Below are 16,114 nucleotides of genomic sequence, written 5' to 3'. Positions count from 1 at the left end.
TCCCCTCTGCGTGGTGAAAGGAGGTGATGAAGCTGTCGGATCGTATCGGCGCAGGTCGATTGCTCGGGGCCGCGGCGGACATATCGGCACCCGTCAGACCAGGGAGTCCTCCCACTGACGGTGCAGGTCGGCGTAGCGGCCGTCGCCGTCGATGAGCTGCGCCGGGGTGCCGTCCTCCACCACGATGCCGGCGTCCAGAACCAGTACCCGGTCGGCGATCTCCACTGTGGACAGTCGGTGCGCGATCACGATCGCGGTACGGTCGGCGAGGATCGTGCGCAGCGCCCGCTGCACCAGGCGCTCGGACGGGATGTCCAGCGAGCTGGTCGCCTCGTCGAGGATGAGTACCGCCGGGTCGGCCAGGAACGCCCGGGCGAACGCGACGAGCTGCCGCTGCCCGGCGGACAGCCGCCCGCCGCCCTTCGCCACGTCGGTGCCGTACCCGTCGGGCAGCGCGGCGATGAACTCGTGCGCGCCGATGGCCCGGGCGGCGCGTTCGATCTCCTCGTCGGTGGCGTCCGGCTTGCCGAACGCGATGTTCTCCCGCACCGTGCCGGAGAACAGGAAGTTCTCCTGGGTGACCATGACGACCGCGCGCCGCAGATCGACCTCGGACACCTCGCGCAGGTCGACGCCGTCGAGGGCGACCCGGCCGGCGGTCGGGTCGTAGAACCGGGACACCAGCTTGGCGATGGTGGTCTTGCCGGCGCCGGTGGCGCCGACGACCGCGACGGTCTGACCGGCGGGCAGCGTCAGGTTCAGCTCGGGCAGCACGAGCCGGTCGGCCCGGTAGCCGAACTGCACGGCCTCGAACCGCAGCTCGCCGCGGGCGGCGGTCAGCTCGTGCGGGGTGGCCGGTTCGGCGACGTCGGGCTTCTCGTCCAGGACGCCGGCGAGCTTCTCCAGTGCGGCGGTGGCCGACTGCAGCGAGTTGTAGAACATCGACAGGTCCTGCATCGGCTCGAAGAACTTCCGCAGGTACAGCACGAACGCGGCGAGCACGCCGATCTCGGCCTGGCCGTGCAGCACCCGGTAGCCGCCGTAGGTGAGGACGACGGCGATGGTGACGTTGCCGATCAGCTTGATCCCGGGGGAGAAGATCGCGATCAGCCGGAACGCACGCTGGTTGGCCCGCTTGTACTCGTGGTTGACGGCCTCGAAGATCTCCTGGTTGCGCGGCTCGCGCCGGTACGCGTGGACCGCGCGGATGCCGCCGAGCGACTCGACGAAGTGCACGATGACCAGCGACACCGTCTCGCGCGTCTTCCGGTACGCCCGGGCCGACTGGTTGCGGAACCACGCCGACAGCCACAGCAGGAACGGGAACGAGCACAGCGTCACGAGCGCCAGCGGCCAGTCCAGGAACAGCAGGATGACCGCCACGCTGAGCACGTTCAGCCCGGCGAGCACCAGATCGTCGATGCCGTTGTCGACCATCTCCGAGATGGAGTCCATGTCGGAGGTCAGCCGGGCGATCATGCGCCCCGACGTGTACCGCTCGTGGAACGACAGGGACAGCTTCTGGAAGTGCTTGTACACCCGGCGGCGCAGGTCGAACAGGATCGACTGGCCGATGCGGCCGGACAGCATCAGGAACGCGCGCTTGGTCAGGTAGCCGAGTCCGGACGCGACGAGGAACGCGACTCCGACGGAGACCAGCACCGCGTAGCTGTGGTGATCGCGCAGCGGCGGGATACCGCGGTCGATGCCGACCTGGACCAGGAACGGGCCGGCCATCGTGGCCACGTCCTGCACCAGCAGCAGTACCACGGCGAGCGCGAGGATGCGGCGGTGCGGCCGGACCAGCGAGCCGAGCAGCTGCATGCTGCGGGAGCGCAGCCGGGCCACCGATCGCCGGTCGGTCGCCTCCGCGGCGGTACGTTCGGAGTTCTCCTCGCTGGCGATCCCGCGCCACGCCTCGATGTCGAGCGGCTCGTCGGGGCCGCTCGGTGTGTTGGCGCGCCGGTCCGGGGTGCGCTGACGTGTGCTCATCGGGCCGCGACCCCCTTCCCCTCGGGCAGCAGATCCGGTCGGTCGTCCGCCTCGGCGGACAGCACGGCGCGGTAGCTCGGCACGGTGGCGAGCAGTTCGGAGTGGGTACCGACGGCGGTGATCCGGCCGTCCTCCAGCAGCGCGACCCGGTCGGCGAGCGCGACGGTGCTGGGCCGGTGCACCACCAACAGCGCGGTGGTACCGGCGAGTACCCGTTCCAGTGCCTCCTCGACCAGGGCCTCGGTGTTGACGTCCAGGGCGGAGAGCGGGTCGTCGAGCACCAGCACCTTGGGCCGGGACACGACGGCGCGGGCGAGCGCGAGCCGCTGCCGCTGCCCGCCGGACAGCGACAGTCCCTGCTCGCCGACCCGGGTGTCCAACCCCCAGGGCAGCTCGTACACGAAGTCGGCCTGGGCGACGCGCAGCGCCTCGGCGAGGTCGTCGTCGGTGGCGTCGGGGCGGCCGAGCGCCAGGTTCTCCCGGACGCTCATGGAGAACAGGATCGGCTCCTCGAACGCGGTGGCGACGTTGCGGCGCAGCGAGTCGAGCGTGCAGTCGCGAACGTCGTGGCCGTCGATGGTGATCCGGCCGCCGGTCACGTCGTACAGCCGGGGGACGAGCGAGACGGCGGTGGTCTTGCCGGAGCCGGTGACGCCGACCAGCGCCATCGTCTCGCCGGGGGCGATGTCCAGGTCGATGCCGGAGAGCACCGGGGTGTCGCTGCCCGGGTAGCTGAACCGGACGTCGGAGAACCGCACCGCGCCGCGCAGCTGGTCGCGCCGCAGGTCGATGGCGCCGGGCCGGTCGACGACGGTGGGCTCGGTGTCGAACACGTCGTAGATGCGGTCGGCGGCGGTCATCGCCTCCTGCCCGCTGGCGAGGATCCAGCCGAGCGACTCGACCGGCCAGACCAGCCCCATCTGCAGCGTGGCGAACGCGACGAGCTGGCCGAGCGTCATGTGGTGCTGGACCACCGCGACGGCGCCGACAACGATGATGACCGCGAGCGACAGGTTCGGGATCAGCTCGTACAGCGGGGCGAAGCGGGAGTCGAGCCGGGCCCGCTGCACCGCGAGCTGGTAGACCTTGTCGGCGTTGGCGGTGAACCGGGTGAACATGTGGTGGCGCCGGCCGAACGCCTTGACCGCCCGGATCCCGTGCGCCGACTCCTCGACGTAGGTGGCGAGGTCGCCCTGGGCGTCCTGCACCTGCCGGGACACCCGCAGGAACCGCTTCGCGAACTGCCGGCTGATCAGGAACAGCGGCACCGCGGACAGCGCGACCAGGGCGCCGAGCGGCGGGTACAGCCGGATCAGCAGGACGACGACCACGATGTACTGGCAGACGTTGACGATCAGGTAGATCACGCCGAAGGACAGGAACCGGCGCAGCGAGCCGATGTCGGTGATCGCCCGGGACAGCAGCTGCCCGGACTGCCAGCGGTCGTGGAACGTCAGCGGCAGCTTCTGCATGTGCGCGTACAGGTCGTCGCGGACGTCGGCCTCCATCGACAGCGACGCGTACGACTGGGTCCAGCGGCGGAGGAAGACCATGAACGCTTCCAGCGCGCCGAGGGCGAGCGCTGCCAGCCCGAACCAGATCAGGCCGTTCTGGTCGTGGTGTCGGACCGGCCCGTCGACGACGCGTTGCATGACCAGCGGGACCACGATGCTGGCGCCGACGGCGAGGCCGGCGGACACCAGCATGACGATCATGTGGCCCAGATAGGGACGCAGATAGTGCCGGATTCGCCACAGATTGTGTAGGGGGTTGTGCGCACTGCGGCTGGGTTCGGGAGGTTCCTGGGGCACACCACGACGTTATCGGTAAGGACCGACAGCCTTCGCGTCAATTTCGTCCGCTGTACTGCACGGACAGGCTCGGTGCCCGCGGCGGTGTGGCGGAGTTCACCGCCCTGCTCTTGCTTCTTCTGGCTACTAGCATTAGCTTTTTGGCTATGACAGTTAACAGTGCTCGGGTCGGACGGCGCCCGGCGTTCACCGCCGGTCGGGTGCTCGCCGGCATCGCCGCCGCCGCGGCCCTCGTCTCGGCGGTGACCGCGATCGCCGACGTTGTCGGTGCCGGCGCCGACACCCGCATCGTGGAAACCTGGCGGATGGTCGGCCTCGCGGTCTTCGCCGGCCTGTTCGCCCTGCTCGCGTTGCGCCCGCACGCCCTGCCGTACCTGTGGGAGCTGGTACTGGCGAGCAAGCTCGCGCTGACCCTCGCCGCGCTCGGCTACCAGCTGGCCGGCAGCGCCACCGGTACCGCCACGATCCTCGCCGCGGACGGTGGCCTGTTCGTCCTGCTGCTCATCGCGTACCTGTGCGTGCGCGGATGGCGTGCGATCAGTGCGCCTCGTGGTCGAGCAGCCAGCGCTTGACCGGCAGCCCCCACCGGAACCCGCCCAGCGAACCGTCGGTGCGCAGCACCCGATGGCACGGTACGAACAGCGCCGCGGCATTGCGCGCGCAGGCGTTGGCGGCCGCCCGGACCGCGGTCGGTCGACCGGCCAGCTCCGCGTACCGGGTGTAGGTCACCGGGTCGCCGGCCGGCACCGTGCGCAGCACGTCCCAGGAGTGCGCCAGGAACGGACCGCTGGCCTGCCGGACCTGGACCCGGTCGGTCGCGGTCAGGTCACCGGCCAGGTACGCCTCGACCGCCGCGGCGATGTCGCCGCCGTCGCCGGCGACCACGCGATCCGGCCGCAGCGACGGGTGGATCAACACCCGCAGCGTCTCCGGGTCGTCGGTCCAGCCGCTGGCCAGTACCGCGTGGTCGGTCGCGGCCAGCACCGTGAACGGCCCGACCGGCGTGCTCGTCGTGAACGTGTAGGCAGTCATCTCTTCCTCCATCGTGCAGTCTTCGTGCCGGTACCGGGCATGTCCCGGCACCGGCGTGCTCGACCCCGCCGGCCGAGCGGCTGCGGCTCGGGCGGCTCGGCGGGCTCGGTGCTGCTCGGGCGGCCGGCGGAGCCGGTGTGCCTCCTGCGGCTCGGCCCGCCGGAGCCGGTGCGCCGGCCCCGGGCGCGATGCGGCCACGCTCGGTGCGGTGCGCCGGTGTGGTGGGCAGGCGCCGCAAGCGGGCGGGTCAGCCACCCGCTGGCGAGCCGGCGCGGGCGGATCAGCCGCCGCTGGCGCGGCCGGCTGCGGTGGCCGCCTGCCGCCAGAGCCGGATCACCGCGTACGAGCGCCACGGCCGCACCGTGGCCGCCCAGGCGGCGAGCGGCTTCGGCGCGTCCGGCAGGCCCAGTGCCGCGGCGCCGTGCCGTACGCCCAGGTCGCCCTCCAGGAACGTGTCCGGCTCGCCGAGCCCGCGCAGCTTCACGTAGCTCACCGTCCACGGACCGATCCCCGGTACCGCGAGCAGCGTCTCGGCGACCGTGTCCGGGTCGCCGCCGTCCAGGTCCACCGCGCCGTCGGCGACCAGTCCGGCCGCGGTGCGCAGCGCCCGGCGCCGGGCGTTCGGCATCGGCAGCAGCTCGTCGGGCGCGTCGGCGATCGCGGCGGCGGTCGGGAACGTGTGGCTCAGCTCGCCCGCGGTGACCGGATCGCCGAGCGCCGCGGCGAGGTTGCCGAGGATGCTGCGGGCCGCCGCGACCGACACCTGCTGGCCGACGATCGCGCGGCACAGCATCTCGAACCCGTCCACCGACCGCGGCAGCCGTACCCCGGGGGTGGCCGCGACGTCCGCGGCCAGTGCCGGTTCGGCGCCGAGTATCGCGTCGACCGCGACCGGGTCGGCGGACAGGTCGAACAGCCGCCGGCAGCGGGACACGGCCGGGGCCAGGTCGCGCACGTCGGCCAGGTGCAGCACCGCCGACACGTACCCGTCGGCCGGGCTCAGCTCGGCCCACCCGACGCCGTGCGGCAGCCGCATCGTCCGCCGGTACGTACCGTCCACGACCGACTCGACGCCGGGCAGCGCGCGCGCCGCCAGGAACGCGACCACCTCGGCGGCGGCGAACGGCTCCCGGTACGCCAGGCGTACCGGCACCGTGGTCCAGTCCGTCCCCGTCCCCGGCGCACCGGCCTCGACCGGCCGCGCCGGCGGGATCGCCGCGGATCCGGGCCGGCCGGCGGTCGCGGTCCGGCCCGCAGTACGGCCGCCGCGCCGCTTCGCGGCCCGCAGCGCCGACGGGGTGCTGCCGTACACCTCGCGCAGCGTGTCATTGAACTGCCGGACGCTGCCGAAGCCGGCCGCGAACGCGATCTCGGCGAGCCCCATCGGGGTCGTCTCGATCAGCAGCCGGGCGGTCTGCGCCCGCTGCGCCCGGGCCAGCGCCAGCGGCCCGGCGCCGACCTCGGCGGACAGCAGCCGGTTGAGGTGACGTTCGGTGTAGCCGAGCCGGCTGGCCAGTCCCGCGACACCGTCCCGGTCGACCAGCCCGTCCGCGATCAGCCGCATCGCGCGGGCGGCGACGTCGGCCCGGCTGTCCCATTCGGGGGAACCGGGCGTGGCGTCCGGCCGGCAGCGCATGCAGGCGCGGAAACCGGCGCCCTGGGCGGCGGCCGCGGACCGGTAGAACCGGACGTTCGCGCGCCGCGGGGTCTGTGCCGGGCAACTCGGTCGGCAGTAGATCTTCGTCGAGGTGACGGCCGTGTAGAAGCAGCCGTCGAACCGCTGGTCGCGGCTGGCCACCGCGCGGTAGCAGTGCTCGAAGTCCGGAAGCGTGTTCACGCGTTCGATCCTGGCACCGTCGCGGGCGAATGGCTCGCGGCTTTCGGACACGACGGTGGCCACACTCGCCAGCGGTTTTCGGACGCGACCGTGGCCACGCACGCCGGCGGTTTCGGAGGCGACCGTGGCGGCGCCCGCCGGCGGTTTTCGGACCGGCCATGGCCACCCGCGCCAGGGGCTGTCGGGCCCAGGCATGGCCAGCCCGGCCAACGCTGCCGGACTCGACCATGCGACCCACCCGGGCGGTTTCGGACCCGATCGCGGCCACTCCATCGGCCGTTTCGGAGCATGGCATGGCGCGCGGTCGGCCGGCTCGCCCGCGTCTTCTACCGTGCGGTGGCTCGGCAGCGATCATGCAAGGGAGCCCGCGATGTCCGATCTCTCGACCCTGGTACGGCGAATGGTGCGTCAGTCGGTCGAGGGCGCCGACGCGCCGTCGGCGCAGGTGCGGGTCCAGCTGGCGGACAACGGTTGGCAGCGGTCGGAGGCAGCGGCGGCGCCCGATCGGTTACCCGACCGGGCGCCGCCACCGTCGATGCGGGTCAGCTTCGAACAGAGCGGCGGGGCCCGCTGGCGGCGACCGGGCCGGCAGCTGCTCGACGAGGTGGCGTGCGCGGTCCGCGCCGAGCTGGCTGCACCCGACGACGCCGACGTCGAGATGGAGCTGCACGTCGGCGCCGGTCGGTACGCGTTCCGGTACCACCTGGCAGCTGCCGACGGTCCGGCCCGGCCGGTCACCCGTGTGGTCCTCGACCCCGAGTACCGGTATCCGGGGCATCCCGCGCCGGTCATCCGGCCGGGCCCGGCGCCCGAACCGGGACCGACCGACCCGCAGGCAATGGCCACCGTGCGCGAGCTGGTGAACCGGTTCGCCGCGGCGTACGAGCGGAGCACGGGGCACCCGCCGGCGTTCGGCGTCGGGTACTCGGAGGAGCAGCTCGCCGCGGCCGAGGCGGCGATGGGGCTGCGACTGCCGGCGGACCTGCGGGCGCTGTACCGGATCGTGCACGACGATCTGGATGAGCACGGACTGCTCGCCGATCAGCTGCTGTTTCCGCTGGAGGACGTCGTCGCCGGCTACCTCGGCAACCCGGACGGGTCGTTGCTCGAGTGGCCGGAGTACCGGGCGGGACTGGGCACCGCGGTCTGCGGGGGACGACCTGTTCGCCGCCGATCGGGTGGTCCTCGGCGGGCTCCCGCACGACGCGGTACGCCGGGTCTCGCACGACGCGCGCTGGCTGACGTTGGGCCGAAACGGCGGTGGCCGGCGCTTCATCGCGGTCGACCTCGACCCCGGCCCGGCCGGTACCGCCGGGCAGCTGTTCTGCTACGAGATAGGGCCGAGCGGATGGCCGGTCGAGCTCGTCGCCGGGTCCGTCACCGCGCTGCTGCGTCGGTTCGTCGACGCGGCCGGCGGCCGGGACTCCACGACGCCGGCATGGGTGCACGGAGCCGAAGAAGCCACGTACACCGGGCGACCGGATGGTCCGTGGCCGGTCGACTCGGTCACCCGTCTGGCCGCGGCGGACGACGTGCAGCATTGTGTCCTCGGCGGTTGCCCGCACATCGACCTCGCCGGGTGCGCTCCGCTGAGCCGGCTGCGGGTCCTGCAGGTGCGTGATGTGCAGACCGTCGAGCTGGCGCTGCCGCACCGGGTCCCCGTCGAGTCGCTGATGGTCAGCGCGCCGGCGGTGGACCTGACCGGTCTCTCGGGGCATCCGAGCATCTGGGACCTGACCGTGTCCGGTACCGGCGCGCCGGTGTCGATCGCTCCGCTGGCCACTCTGCCCGAGTTGGCGCGGCTCGACCTGTCCGGCGTCGACGTACCGGATCTGGAGTTGGTCGTCGGGCTGCCCCGGTTGCGGGTCCTGGTGCTCGACGCGGGGCAGTGGGCACGGCTGCGCGACCTCGACGCGATCCCGGTCGGCCTTGCCGCCGCCGAGCTGGCCGGGAACAACACCTTCGAGGTCGAGATCGAGTGGTCGGCCGCGTTCGGTGTGTCCGCCGGCCCGAGGCGGCTGCTGCGCGGTTCGCTCTGACGGCCGCCGGATCCGTCCCGGCCCGCAGACGGGCACCGCGATCCGGCCAGCGTCGACCGGCCGGACCGCGGTGGTGGTCAGGCGCGGACCGGATCGTCCGCCCGCTCGGCCTCGGCACGCCGGCTCAGCAGCCGGGCCAGCGGCCGGGGCAGCCACCAGTTCGCGGCGCCCAACAGCTCCATCAGCGCCGGCACCAGCACCATCCGGACCAGCGTCGCGTCCAGCAGCACCGCGACCGCGAGGCCGAGGCCGAACTGCTTGACCGCCGGGTCGTCGCCCAGCAGTACGGTCAGGAACACCAGGACCATGATCGCCGCGGCCGCGGTGATGATCCGGGCGGTCGACGCCAGCCCGCGCCGTACCGCCTCGCGGGTGTCCGCGCCCGCGTCGTACTCCTCCCGGATCCGGGACACCAGGAACACCTCGTAGTCGGTGGACAGCCCGAACAGGATCGGGAACACGAACAGCGGTACCCAGGTGGTGACCGGTTGGTCGGTCGCGAACCCGAGCGCGTGGCCGAACCAGCCCCACTGCACGACGGCGGTCAGCACCCCATACGCGGCGAGCGTGGACAGCAGCGTCATCACCGCCGCCTTGACCGCGATCACCACCGAGCGCACCAGTACCAGCAGGACGAGCAGGGAGAGCGCCACGACGACCGCGATCAGCCACGGCAGGCGGGTGGTGACCGAGTCGGCGAAGTCGATCGTCGCCGCGTTCGGCCCCCCGACGTACACCCGCTGTCCCGGCGCCGCGTGCGGGATCACGGTGTCCCGCAACCGATGTACCAGCTTCGGGGTGGCGGCGTCCTGGGTGCCGGTGGTCGGGATCGCGACGAACTCGCTGGCCCCGCCGTCCGCGCTGGTACGCACCGGCGTCACGGCGGCGACGCCCGGGGTGTCGCGGACCGCGTCGGCTACCGGCCGCAGCGCGGCGCCGGAGCCGTCCGTGACGATCACCAGCGGCGCGTCCCGGCCCGGACCGAACGCGTCGGCGAGGGTCCGGTGCGTGGCGTACGCGGACGTGTCGCGCGGCGCGGTCGACGCGTCGGCGAAGCTGAGCCGCATCGACAGCGCCGGTACCGCGAGCGTCAGCAGCACCGCGGCGCCGACGACCAGGCCGACGACCGGATGCCGCTGGATCGTCCCGGCCCAGCGGGACGCGAGCGGGCTGGTCGTCGACGTCCGGCCGAAGTACGGCAGTCGGAGCCGGTCGATGTTGCGCCCGACGAAGCCGAGCAGCGCCGGCAGCAGCGTGACCGCCGCGACCATGGTGGCGAGCACCGTCACCGACGCGGCGACGGCGGTCGCGTTGAGCAGCGGCTGCTGCATCACGAACAGCCCGGCCAGCGCGATCACGACGGTACTGCCGGCGAACAGGACGGCCCGGCCGGCGGTGGTGATCGCGATGACGGTGGCCTGCTCCGGTGTCGCTCCCTGCCAGGCGCCCTGCCCGGCTCCGCCGTGCTGTGCGCCGTGCCCGGCTCCGCCGTGCTGTGCGCCGTGCCCGGCTCCGCCGTGCTGTGCGCCGTGCCCGGCTCCGCCGTGCTGTGCGCCGTGCCCGGCTCCGCCGTGCTGTGCGCCCTGCCCGGCTCCGCCGTGCTGTGCGCCCTGCCCGGCTCCGCCGTGCAATGCCTCGCGGTAGCGGGTGACGATGAACAGCGCGTAGTCGATCCCGACGCCGAGCCCGATCAGCGTCGACACGATCGGGGTGAACGACGGTGCCGGTAGCAGGTGGCCGAGCAGTTCGATGCCGGCCAGGCCGGTACCGATGCCGAACAGTGCGGTCATCAGCGGCAGCCCCATCGCGAGCAGCGAACCGAAGCTGATCAGGATCACGATCACCGCCGCGAGCACGCCGACGCCCTCGCTCGGCCCGCCGGGCGGCTGCTCGACCGACAGCACCGCGTCGCCGCCCAGGGTGAAGGTGACGCCGTCGCCGGACGCGTGCTTCACCTTGTCCAGCAGCGGAGTCACCGTGTCGGCGGAGATCTGGTCCTCGCTGGACCGGATCGTGGCGTACGCGGTGTGCCGGTCGGCGGAGATCTGCCCCGGCGTCCGGTACGGGTCCGCCGTCTCGACGATGTGCGGAGCGCCGCGCAGGGTGTGCAACAGCGACTCGACCCGGGTGCGTACCGCCGGGTCGGTGACGGGCTGCTGCGCGGTCACCGCGAGCGTGAGGGTGTCGCCGTTCTGCTTCGGGAAGTGTTGCCGGATCAGCTCCTGCGCGTGCGCGGACTCGCTGGTACCGCCGGAGAAGTCGTTGTCGGCAGGCGCCGCGTAGCGGAAGCCGGCGACGAGCAGCGCGGCGGTACCGACGAGCCAGCAGGCCAGCACCAGCCAGCGGTGCCGGTAGCAGCCGCGGGCCAGCCCGGCCAGCGGCCCGGTCGGTCTCGGCGTGGACCCGGACCGGTTCTCGGACCGGGATCGACTGGTGTGCCTGGGATGCATGACGCACTCCTGAAGGGGCTCGAATGGACCCCCTGAGCCTCGCGCCACGGCCGTTTCCGGTCGTCCACCCCGAGTTGCCGACCGGTACCCCCGTCGGAGGCATCCCGACGGAGTACGCACCCCGACCCCGTTCGGGGCCGGGGTGCTCAGCCGCCCGGCGTGACCAGGCCGCTCTCGTACGCCAGCACGACGAGCTGGGCGCGGTCGCGCGCGGCGAGCTTGGTCATGATCCGGCTGACGTGCGTCTTGACCGTCAGCGGGCTCAGGAACAGCCGGCCGGCCATCTCGTCGTTGCTCAACCCGCCGGCGACCAGCACCAGTACCTCGCGTTCCCGGTCGGTGAGCCGGGACAGCACCGACGTGTCGGCGACGCGCTTGGCCGGCCGGGCGACGAGGTCGGCGATCAGCCGGCGGGTGATGGACGGCGCGAGCAGCGCATCGCCGCGGGCCACCACCCGGATCGCGTGCAGCAGCTCGTCCGGCTCGATGTCCTTGACCAGGAAGCCGGACGCGCCGTCCTTGAGCGCCTGGTACACGTACTCGTCGGTCTCGTACGTGGTGAGGATCAGCACCCGGACGCCGGCCAGGTCGTCGTCGGAGGCGATCTCGCGGGTCGCGGTCAGCCCGTCGGTGCCGGGCATCCGGATGTCCATCAGGACCACGTCGGCCGCGGTGTCCCGCGCCGCCCGGACCGCCTCGTCGCCGTCCGCGGCCTCCGCCACCACCTGGATGTCACCGGCGTCGGCGAGCAGGGTACGAAACCCGGCCCGGATCAGCGCCTGGTCGTCGGCGAGCACCACCTTGATCACCACGGCATCAACCTCACGGTTCGGAGTACCACTTTCGACCGGGACGCGCCGGCCGGGACAGGTCGGGGTAGCCGTGGCCGGCGGGCGATCGGGCGCCGCGCCGGCCCGGGCCGGGCAGGTGTCGCCGGGCCACTATCGGGCACCGCCCGGCAACGGGAGCCGGGCGTGCACCCGGAAGCCGCCGGCCGGATCCGGGCCGGCCTCGACGCTACCCCGGACCGAGGCCGCGCGCTCGCGCATACCGAGCAGCCCGTGGCCGTCGGTTTCCGGTGCGGTACAGCCGATCCCGTCGTCGAGTACGGTCAGCTCCAGGTGGCCGTCCCGGGTGTCGACGGTGACCGTCGCGCGGGCGCGACCGGCGTGCTTGACGGTGTTGGTCAGCGACTCCTGCACGATCCGGTACGCGACGAGTTCGGTCGCGGCGGGCAGCTCCGGCAGCGGCGTCGGCAGCCGCAGCGTGACCGGAACCCCGGCCTGCCGGGTGCGCTCGGCGAGCGTGGCGAGCTGGGCCAGCCCGGGCGTCGGGTGCCGCGGATCGGCCTCGCCCTCGGTACGCAGCAGCCGCAGGATCGCCCGCAGCTCGACCAGGCCGTCCTTGCTCGCGGCGCGGATCGCGGCCAGCGCGGTCGCCGCCTCCGGCGGCGGATCCTTCAGCACGTGCGCGGCCGCCGCGGCCTGCACGCTGATGGTTGCCATCGTGTGCGCCACGACGTCGTGCAGTTCCCGGGCGATCCGCAGCCGCTCCGCGTCGACCCGTCGGCGCGCCTCCTGCTCGCGGGTCCGTTCGGCCCGTTCCGCCCGGTCGGCGATCTCCGCCACGTACGCGCGGCGGCTGGCCACGGCGAGCCCGGCCGCCAGCGCCACCGCCACCTCGAACGGGATCACCGTGACCGGCCCACCGAAGCCGAACGGGCTGAACAGCATCGTGCTGCCCATCAGCACCACGACGGTGATCCCGGCGAGCAGCAGCGCCCGCCGCACCCGGCCGAGCGTGGTCACCGTGTACACCGCCAGTACCGGGGCGATGAGCGCGGAACCGTTGACGTAGCCGGGGATCGTGTACAGCACGACCAGCGCCAGCGAGACCGCCCAGACCGCGACCGGCCAGCGCCGCCGCCACCCCAGTACCGCCGCGGCCGCGGCGGCGACCAGGTACGCCGGCCACGGTGGGGCCACCAGCCCGGCCACCACGTCGTCCGGGTTGCTCGGGTACGACTCGCCCACCGAGCCGAGCACCACCAGCGCGGTGACCACGACCGCGAGCGCCGCGTCCACCAGCCGCGGGCGCGGTCGCCACCGCACCACCCCCTGGTACCGCGTCGTCGTCACGTCACCGAGCCTAGGCGTGCCGGCACACCCGGCGTGTCCTCCGCGGGAAGGCACCCCGTACTCCCGCCGATGTACGCCGGGCGCCACACCGGGCCGGCCCGCTATCCCGTCACCGCCAGGGCCGTGATCGTGCGGGCCGGCGAGCGGGTCACGGCGACGCCGCCCACCCCGGCGTCTACCGGTCGGCATCCCAGGTCCGGCCGCCCGGTCTGCGGTATCGCCGACGACGGCGCGCAGGCGCTCGACCGCCTCGCCGTGACCGCCGCCGACGTCGTCCTGATGGACGTCCGGTGCCGCGGCGGGACGGCGCCAAGGCCACTCGCCGCCTCGTCGCCCGCGGCCCGGCCCCGAAGGTTCTGGTGCTCGGCGATGCGGTGATCGCGCCGTCCCCCATCCGCCGGCTGCTCGACCACGTCGCCGCCGGTCTGCCCGCTGCCGGTACCGCCGATCCGCTCGCCCCGCTCACCGCCCGGGAACGGGAGGTACTGCTGGAGCTCGCCCGCGGTGGCACCAACGCCGAGATCGGTCTGCGGCTGCACCTTTCCGCCGGTACCGTCAAGATCCACGTCGGCCGCCTCCTGGCCAAGCTCGGCCTGCGGGACCGCGTGCACGCCGTGATCTGGGCGTACGAGTATCGCCTGGTCCGGCCGCAGCACTGACACCGCCGCGGCTGCCGGGTCGGTGGAGCGCACGTAGACTGGCCCGCTGTGAGTCTCACGATCGGCATCGTCGGCCTGCCCAACGTCGGCAAGAGCACCCTGTTCAACGCGCTGACCCGCAACGAGGTCCTGGCCGCGAACTACCCGTTCGCGACGATCGAGCCCAACACCGGCGTGGTGGGCGTCCCGGACCCACGGCTCGGCGTGCTGTCGGACATGTACCACTCGCAGCGGGTGGTGCCGGCGACCGTGACGTTCGTGGACATCGCCGGCCTGGTGCGGGGCGCGAGCGAGGGCCAGGGGCTGGGCAACAAGTTCCTCGCGAACATCCGCGAGTCGGACGCGATCTGCCAGGTCATCCGGGCGTTCCACGACGACGACGTGGCGCACGTCGACGGCCGGGTGTCGCCGCACGACGACATCGAGACGATCAACACCGAGCTGATCCTGGCCGACCTGCAGACCATCGAGAAGGTCCTGCCGCGGCTGACCAAGGAGGCCCGGCTGATCAAGGACAAGCAGCCGGTGCTCGCCGCCGTCGAGGAGGCCAAGCAGGTCCTCGACTCCGGCCGTACCGTGTTCGCCGCCGGCCTCGACCCCGAGCCGCTGTACGACCTGCACCTGCTCACCGCGAAGCCGTTCCTGTACGCGTTCAACGTGGACGAGGACCAGCTCACCGACGAGGGCGCCAAGCAGGAGCTGCGCAAGCTGGTTGCCCCGGCCGAGGCGATCTTCCTGGACGCGAAGATCGAGTCGGAACTGGTCGAGCTGCCCGACGACGAGGCGCTGGAGCTGCTGCAGTCGATGGGACAGGAGGAGTCCGGCCTGTCGCAGCTGGCCCGGGTCGGCTTCGCCACCCTCGGCCTGCAGACGTTCCTGACCGCGGGGGAGAAGGAGTCCCGCGCCTGGACGATCCGCCGTGGTGCGACCGCACCGGAGGCGGCCGGCGTGATCCACACCGACTTCCAGCGCGGCTTCATCAAGGCCGAGATCGTCTCGTATGACGACCTGATCGCCGCCGGCTCGATGGCCGAGGCGAAGGCTCAGGGCAAGGTCCGCATGGAGGGCAAGGACTACATCATGCGCGACGGCGACATCGTCGACTTCCGCTTCAACGTGTAGGACCGCCGTTCCCGTCGAGAACCGCGATCGTGCCGGGAAGCGCACCAGCTAGAGTGAGGCGCATGGTGAGGGTCGTCTTCATGTGCGGACCCGCCGGCTCGGGCAAGTCGACCGTCGCTCGCCGCTGGGAAGCCAACGGCTTCGTTCGCCTGTCGTACGACCAAGAAGCCTGGGACCGGGGCATCCGGCACATGCCGCTGTCCGAGGACGTGCATGCCGACATCGGGACGCACCTGCAGCGACGGCTTGCCGCGCTCGTCGGTGCGGGGCGTGACGTCGTGCTCGACTTCTCGTTCTGGTCGCGCGCCATGCGCGAAGAGTGGCGTCGGGTGCTGGGGCCGCTCGGCGTGGTTCCCGAGACGATCTACCTGGCGACCGAACGGTCCACGTGCCTGGAGCGCGTTGCCGCACGTGGACTCGCCCATGGTGACGACTTCGCCGTGGACACCGAGACGGCGGCGGCCTACTTCGATCATTTCGAGCCGCCGACCCCGGACGAAGGCCCCTTGACGGTGGTGGCAAGGACCACGTGATGCGCGACGGCGACATCGTCGACTTCCGCTCAACGTCCAGCCAGTTCATGGAGTTGATGACGCGGGAGCGGTTCGTGGCGTTCGTCCGTGGCACCCGGCTGGGTGTGGTGGCCACCGTCGACCCGGCCGGGAACCCGGAGGCGGCGCTGGTCGGGCTGGCCGTCACCGACGCCGGGGAACTGGTCTTCGATGCGCCGAGCGACGCCCGCAAGATGCGCAACCTCCGGAACGATCCGCGGGTCGCCGTAGTGATCGGCACGGACGACGCCGTGTCGGTACAGGTGGAGGGGAGCGCCGAGATCCTGGCGGGCGCCGACCGGGCCGCCTGCGGCGAGACGTACCTGTCGCAGTTTCCCGGGTCGCGGGCGCTCGACGACGGGTTCTCGCTCGTGCGGATCCGCCCCCGCTGGCTGCGCTGCTACGACGCCCGCACCGAGCCGGCGCGGGTGGCGGAGGGCGCCGGGTGGTGAGCCCGGTTCGGGCCGGCGGCCGGCAGGGAGG

Annotated in this window: 13 protein-coding genes; 6 read left to right on the top strand and 7 right to left on the bottom strand. The window is 72.8% G+C overall.

Features of this window, described 5'->3' with window-relative positions:
* Window positions 1–93: 93 nt before the first annotated feature.
* The gene (locus Asera_RS00560; protein WP_030444934.1) at window positions 94–1,992 is read right to left on the bottom strand and encodes an ABC transporter ATP-binding protein; all 1,899 of its coding nucleotides are present in this window, start codon (window positions 1,990–1,992) and stop codon (window positions 94–96) included.
* Window positions 1,989–3,803, bottom strand: a complete 1,815-nt coding sequence (locus tag Asera_RS00555) for an ABC transporter ATP-binding protein (protein WP_051801882.1) — start codon at window positions 3,801–3,803, stop codon at window positions 1,989–1,991. Before Asera_RS00555 ends, Asera_RS00560 begins: the two co-directional genes overlap by 4 nt.
* Before the next feature lie 146 nt (window positions 3,804–3,949).
* Between Asera_RS00555 and Asera_RS00550 the strand changes: the two genes are divergently transcribed.
* Complete coding sequence (locus tag Asera_RS00550; protein ID WP_157034660.1) at window positions 3,950–4,375, top strand: hypothetical protein; 426 nt, start codon at window positions 3,950–3,952, stop codon at window positions 4,373–4,375.
* Here the strand turns inward: Asera_RS00550 and Asera_RS00545 are convergent.
* Complete coding sequence (locus Asera_RS00545) at window positions 4,341–4,835, bottom strand: methylated-DNA--[protein]-cysteine S-methyltransferase (RefSeq protein ID WP_030444937.1); 495 nt, start codon at window positions 4,833–4,835, stop codon at window positions 4,341–4,343. The two genes, Asera_RS00550 and Asera_RS00545, sit on opposite strands and share 35 nt — an antisense overlap.
* Window positions 4,836–5,115: 280 nt before the next feature.
* Entirely contained in the window at window positions 5,116–6,672 is a 1,557-nt protein-coding gene (locus tag Asera_RS00540) for an AlkA N-terminal domain-containing protein (protein ID WP_030444938.1), read from the bottom strand.
* A gap of 1,178 nt (window positions 6,673–7,850) precedes the next feature.
* On the opposite strand from Asera_RS00540, the gene Asera_RS00535 reads away from it, so the two are divergent.
* Complete coding sequence (locus Asera_RS00535; protein WP_030444940.1) at window positions 7,851–8,711, top strand: SMI1/KNR4 family protein; 861 nt, start codon at window positions 7,851–7,853, stop codon at window positions 8,709–8,711.
* 77 nt (window positions 8,712–8,788) lie between these two features.
* Here the strand turns inward: Asera_RS00535 and Asera_RS00530 are convergent, their stop codons facing one another.
* The 3 genes from Asera_RS00530 to Asera_RS00520 all read right to left on the bottom strand — a co-directional run bounded on the left by Asera_RS00530 (window position 8,789) and on the right by Asera_RS00520 (window position 13,299).
* Entirely contained in the window at window positions 8,789–11,161 is a 2,373-nt protein-coding gene (locus tag Asera_RS00530; protein ID WP_212804467.1) for an MMPL family transporter, read from the bottom strand.
* A 146-nt stretch (window positions 11,162–11,307) separates the two neighbouring features.
* Complete coding sequence (locus Asera_RS00525) at window positions 11,308–11,970, bottom strand: response regulator transcription factor (RefSeq protein ID WP_030444943.1); 663 nt, start codon at window positions 11,968–11,970, stop codon at window positions 11,308–11,310.
* A 132-nt stretch (window positions 11,971–12,102) separates the two neighbouring features.
* Entirely contained in the window at window positions 12,103–13,299 is a 1,197-nt protein-coding gene (locus Asera_RS00520; RefSeq protein ID WP_051801885.1) for a sensor histidine kinase, read from the bottom strand.
* 290 nt (window positions 13,300–13,589) lie between these two features.
* Between Asera_RS00520 and Asera_RS33830 the strand changes: the two genes are divergently transcribed.
* From Asera_RS33830 to Asera_RS00500, 4 genes are all read left to right on the top strand, one after another.
* The gene (locus Asera_RS33830) at window positions 13,590–13,958 is read left to right on the top strand and encodes a response regulator transcription factor (RefSeq protein ID WP_425305929.1); all 369 of its coding nucleotides are present in this window, start codon (window positions 13,590–13,592) and stop codon (window positions 13,956–13,958) included.
* A 48-nt stretch (window positions 13,959–14,006) separates the two neighbouring features.
* The gene (gene ychF / locus Asera_RS00510) at window positions 14,007–15,080 is read left to right on the top strand and encodes a redox-regulated ATPase YchF (RefSeq protein WP_030444945.1); all 1,074 of its coding nucleotides are present in this window, start codon (window positions 14,007–14,009) and stop codon (window positions 15,078–15,080) included.
* 62 nt (window positions 15,081–15,142) lie between these two features.
* Complete coding sequence (locus tag Asera_RS00505; RefSeq protein WP_030444946.1) at window positions 15,143–15,613, top strand: P-loop nucleotide/nucleoside kinase family protein; 471 nt, start codon at window positions 15,143–15,145, stop codon at window positions 15,611–15,613.
* The gene (locus Asera_RS00500) at window positions 15,613–16,083 is read left to right on the top strand and encodes a pyridoxamine 5'-phosphate oxidase family protein (protein ID WP_212804465.1); all 471 of its coding nucleotides are present in this window, start codon (window positions 15,613–15,615) and stop codon (window positions 16,081–16,083) included. Before Asera_RS00505 ends, Asera_RS00500 begins: the two co-directional genes overlap by 1 nt.
* The last annotated feature ends 31 nt before the right edge of the window (window positions 16,084–16,114 follow it).

It is taken from the genome of Actinocatenispora sera (genome assembly GCF_018324685.1).
Classification (GTDB): domain Bacteria; phylum Actinomycetota; class Actinomycetes; order Mycobacteriales; family Micromonosporaceae; genus Actinocatenispora; species Actinocatenispora sera.
The sequence above is the reverse complement of the archived record's forward strand: the minus strand, read 5'-3'. Positions and strand labels throughout refer to the sequence as shown.

Bases quoted from the DNA above. Each gene is read 5' to 3' on its own strand.
- Asera_RS00530 (WP_212804467.1), bottom strand. From the start codon at position 11,161: ATGCATCCCAGGCACACCAGTCGATCCCGGTCCGAGAACCGGTCCGGG.
- Asera_RS00545 (WP_030444937.1), bottom strand. From the start codon at position 4,835: ATGACTGCCTACACGTTCACGACGAGCACGCCGGTCGGGCCGTTCACG.
- Asera_RS00550 (WP_157034660.1), top strand. From the start codon at position 3,950: ATGACAGTTAACAGTGCTCGGGTCGGACGGCGCCCGGCGTTCACCGCC.
- Asera_RS00505 (WP_030444946.1), top strand. From the start codon at position 15,143: ATGGTGAGGGTCGTCTTCATGTGCGGACCCGCCGGCTCGGGCAAGTCG.
- Asera_RS00560 (WP_030444934.1), bottom strand. From the start codon at position 1,992: ATGAGCACACGTCAGCGCACCCCGGACCGGCGCGCCAACACACCGAGC.
- Asera_RS00500 (WP_212804465.1), top strand. From the start codon at position 15,613: ATGCGCGACGGCGACATCGTCGACTTCCGCTCAACGTCCAGCCAGTTC.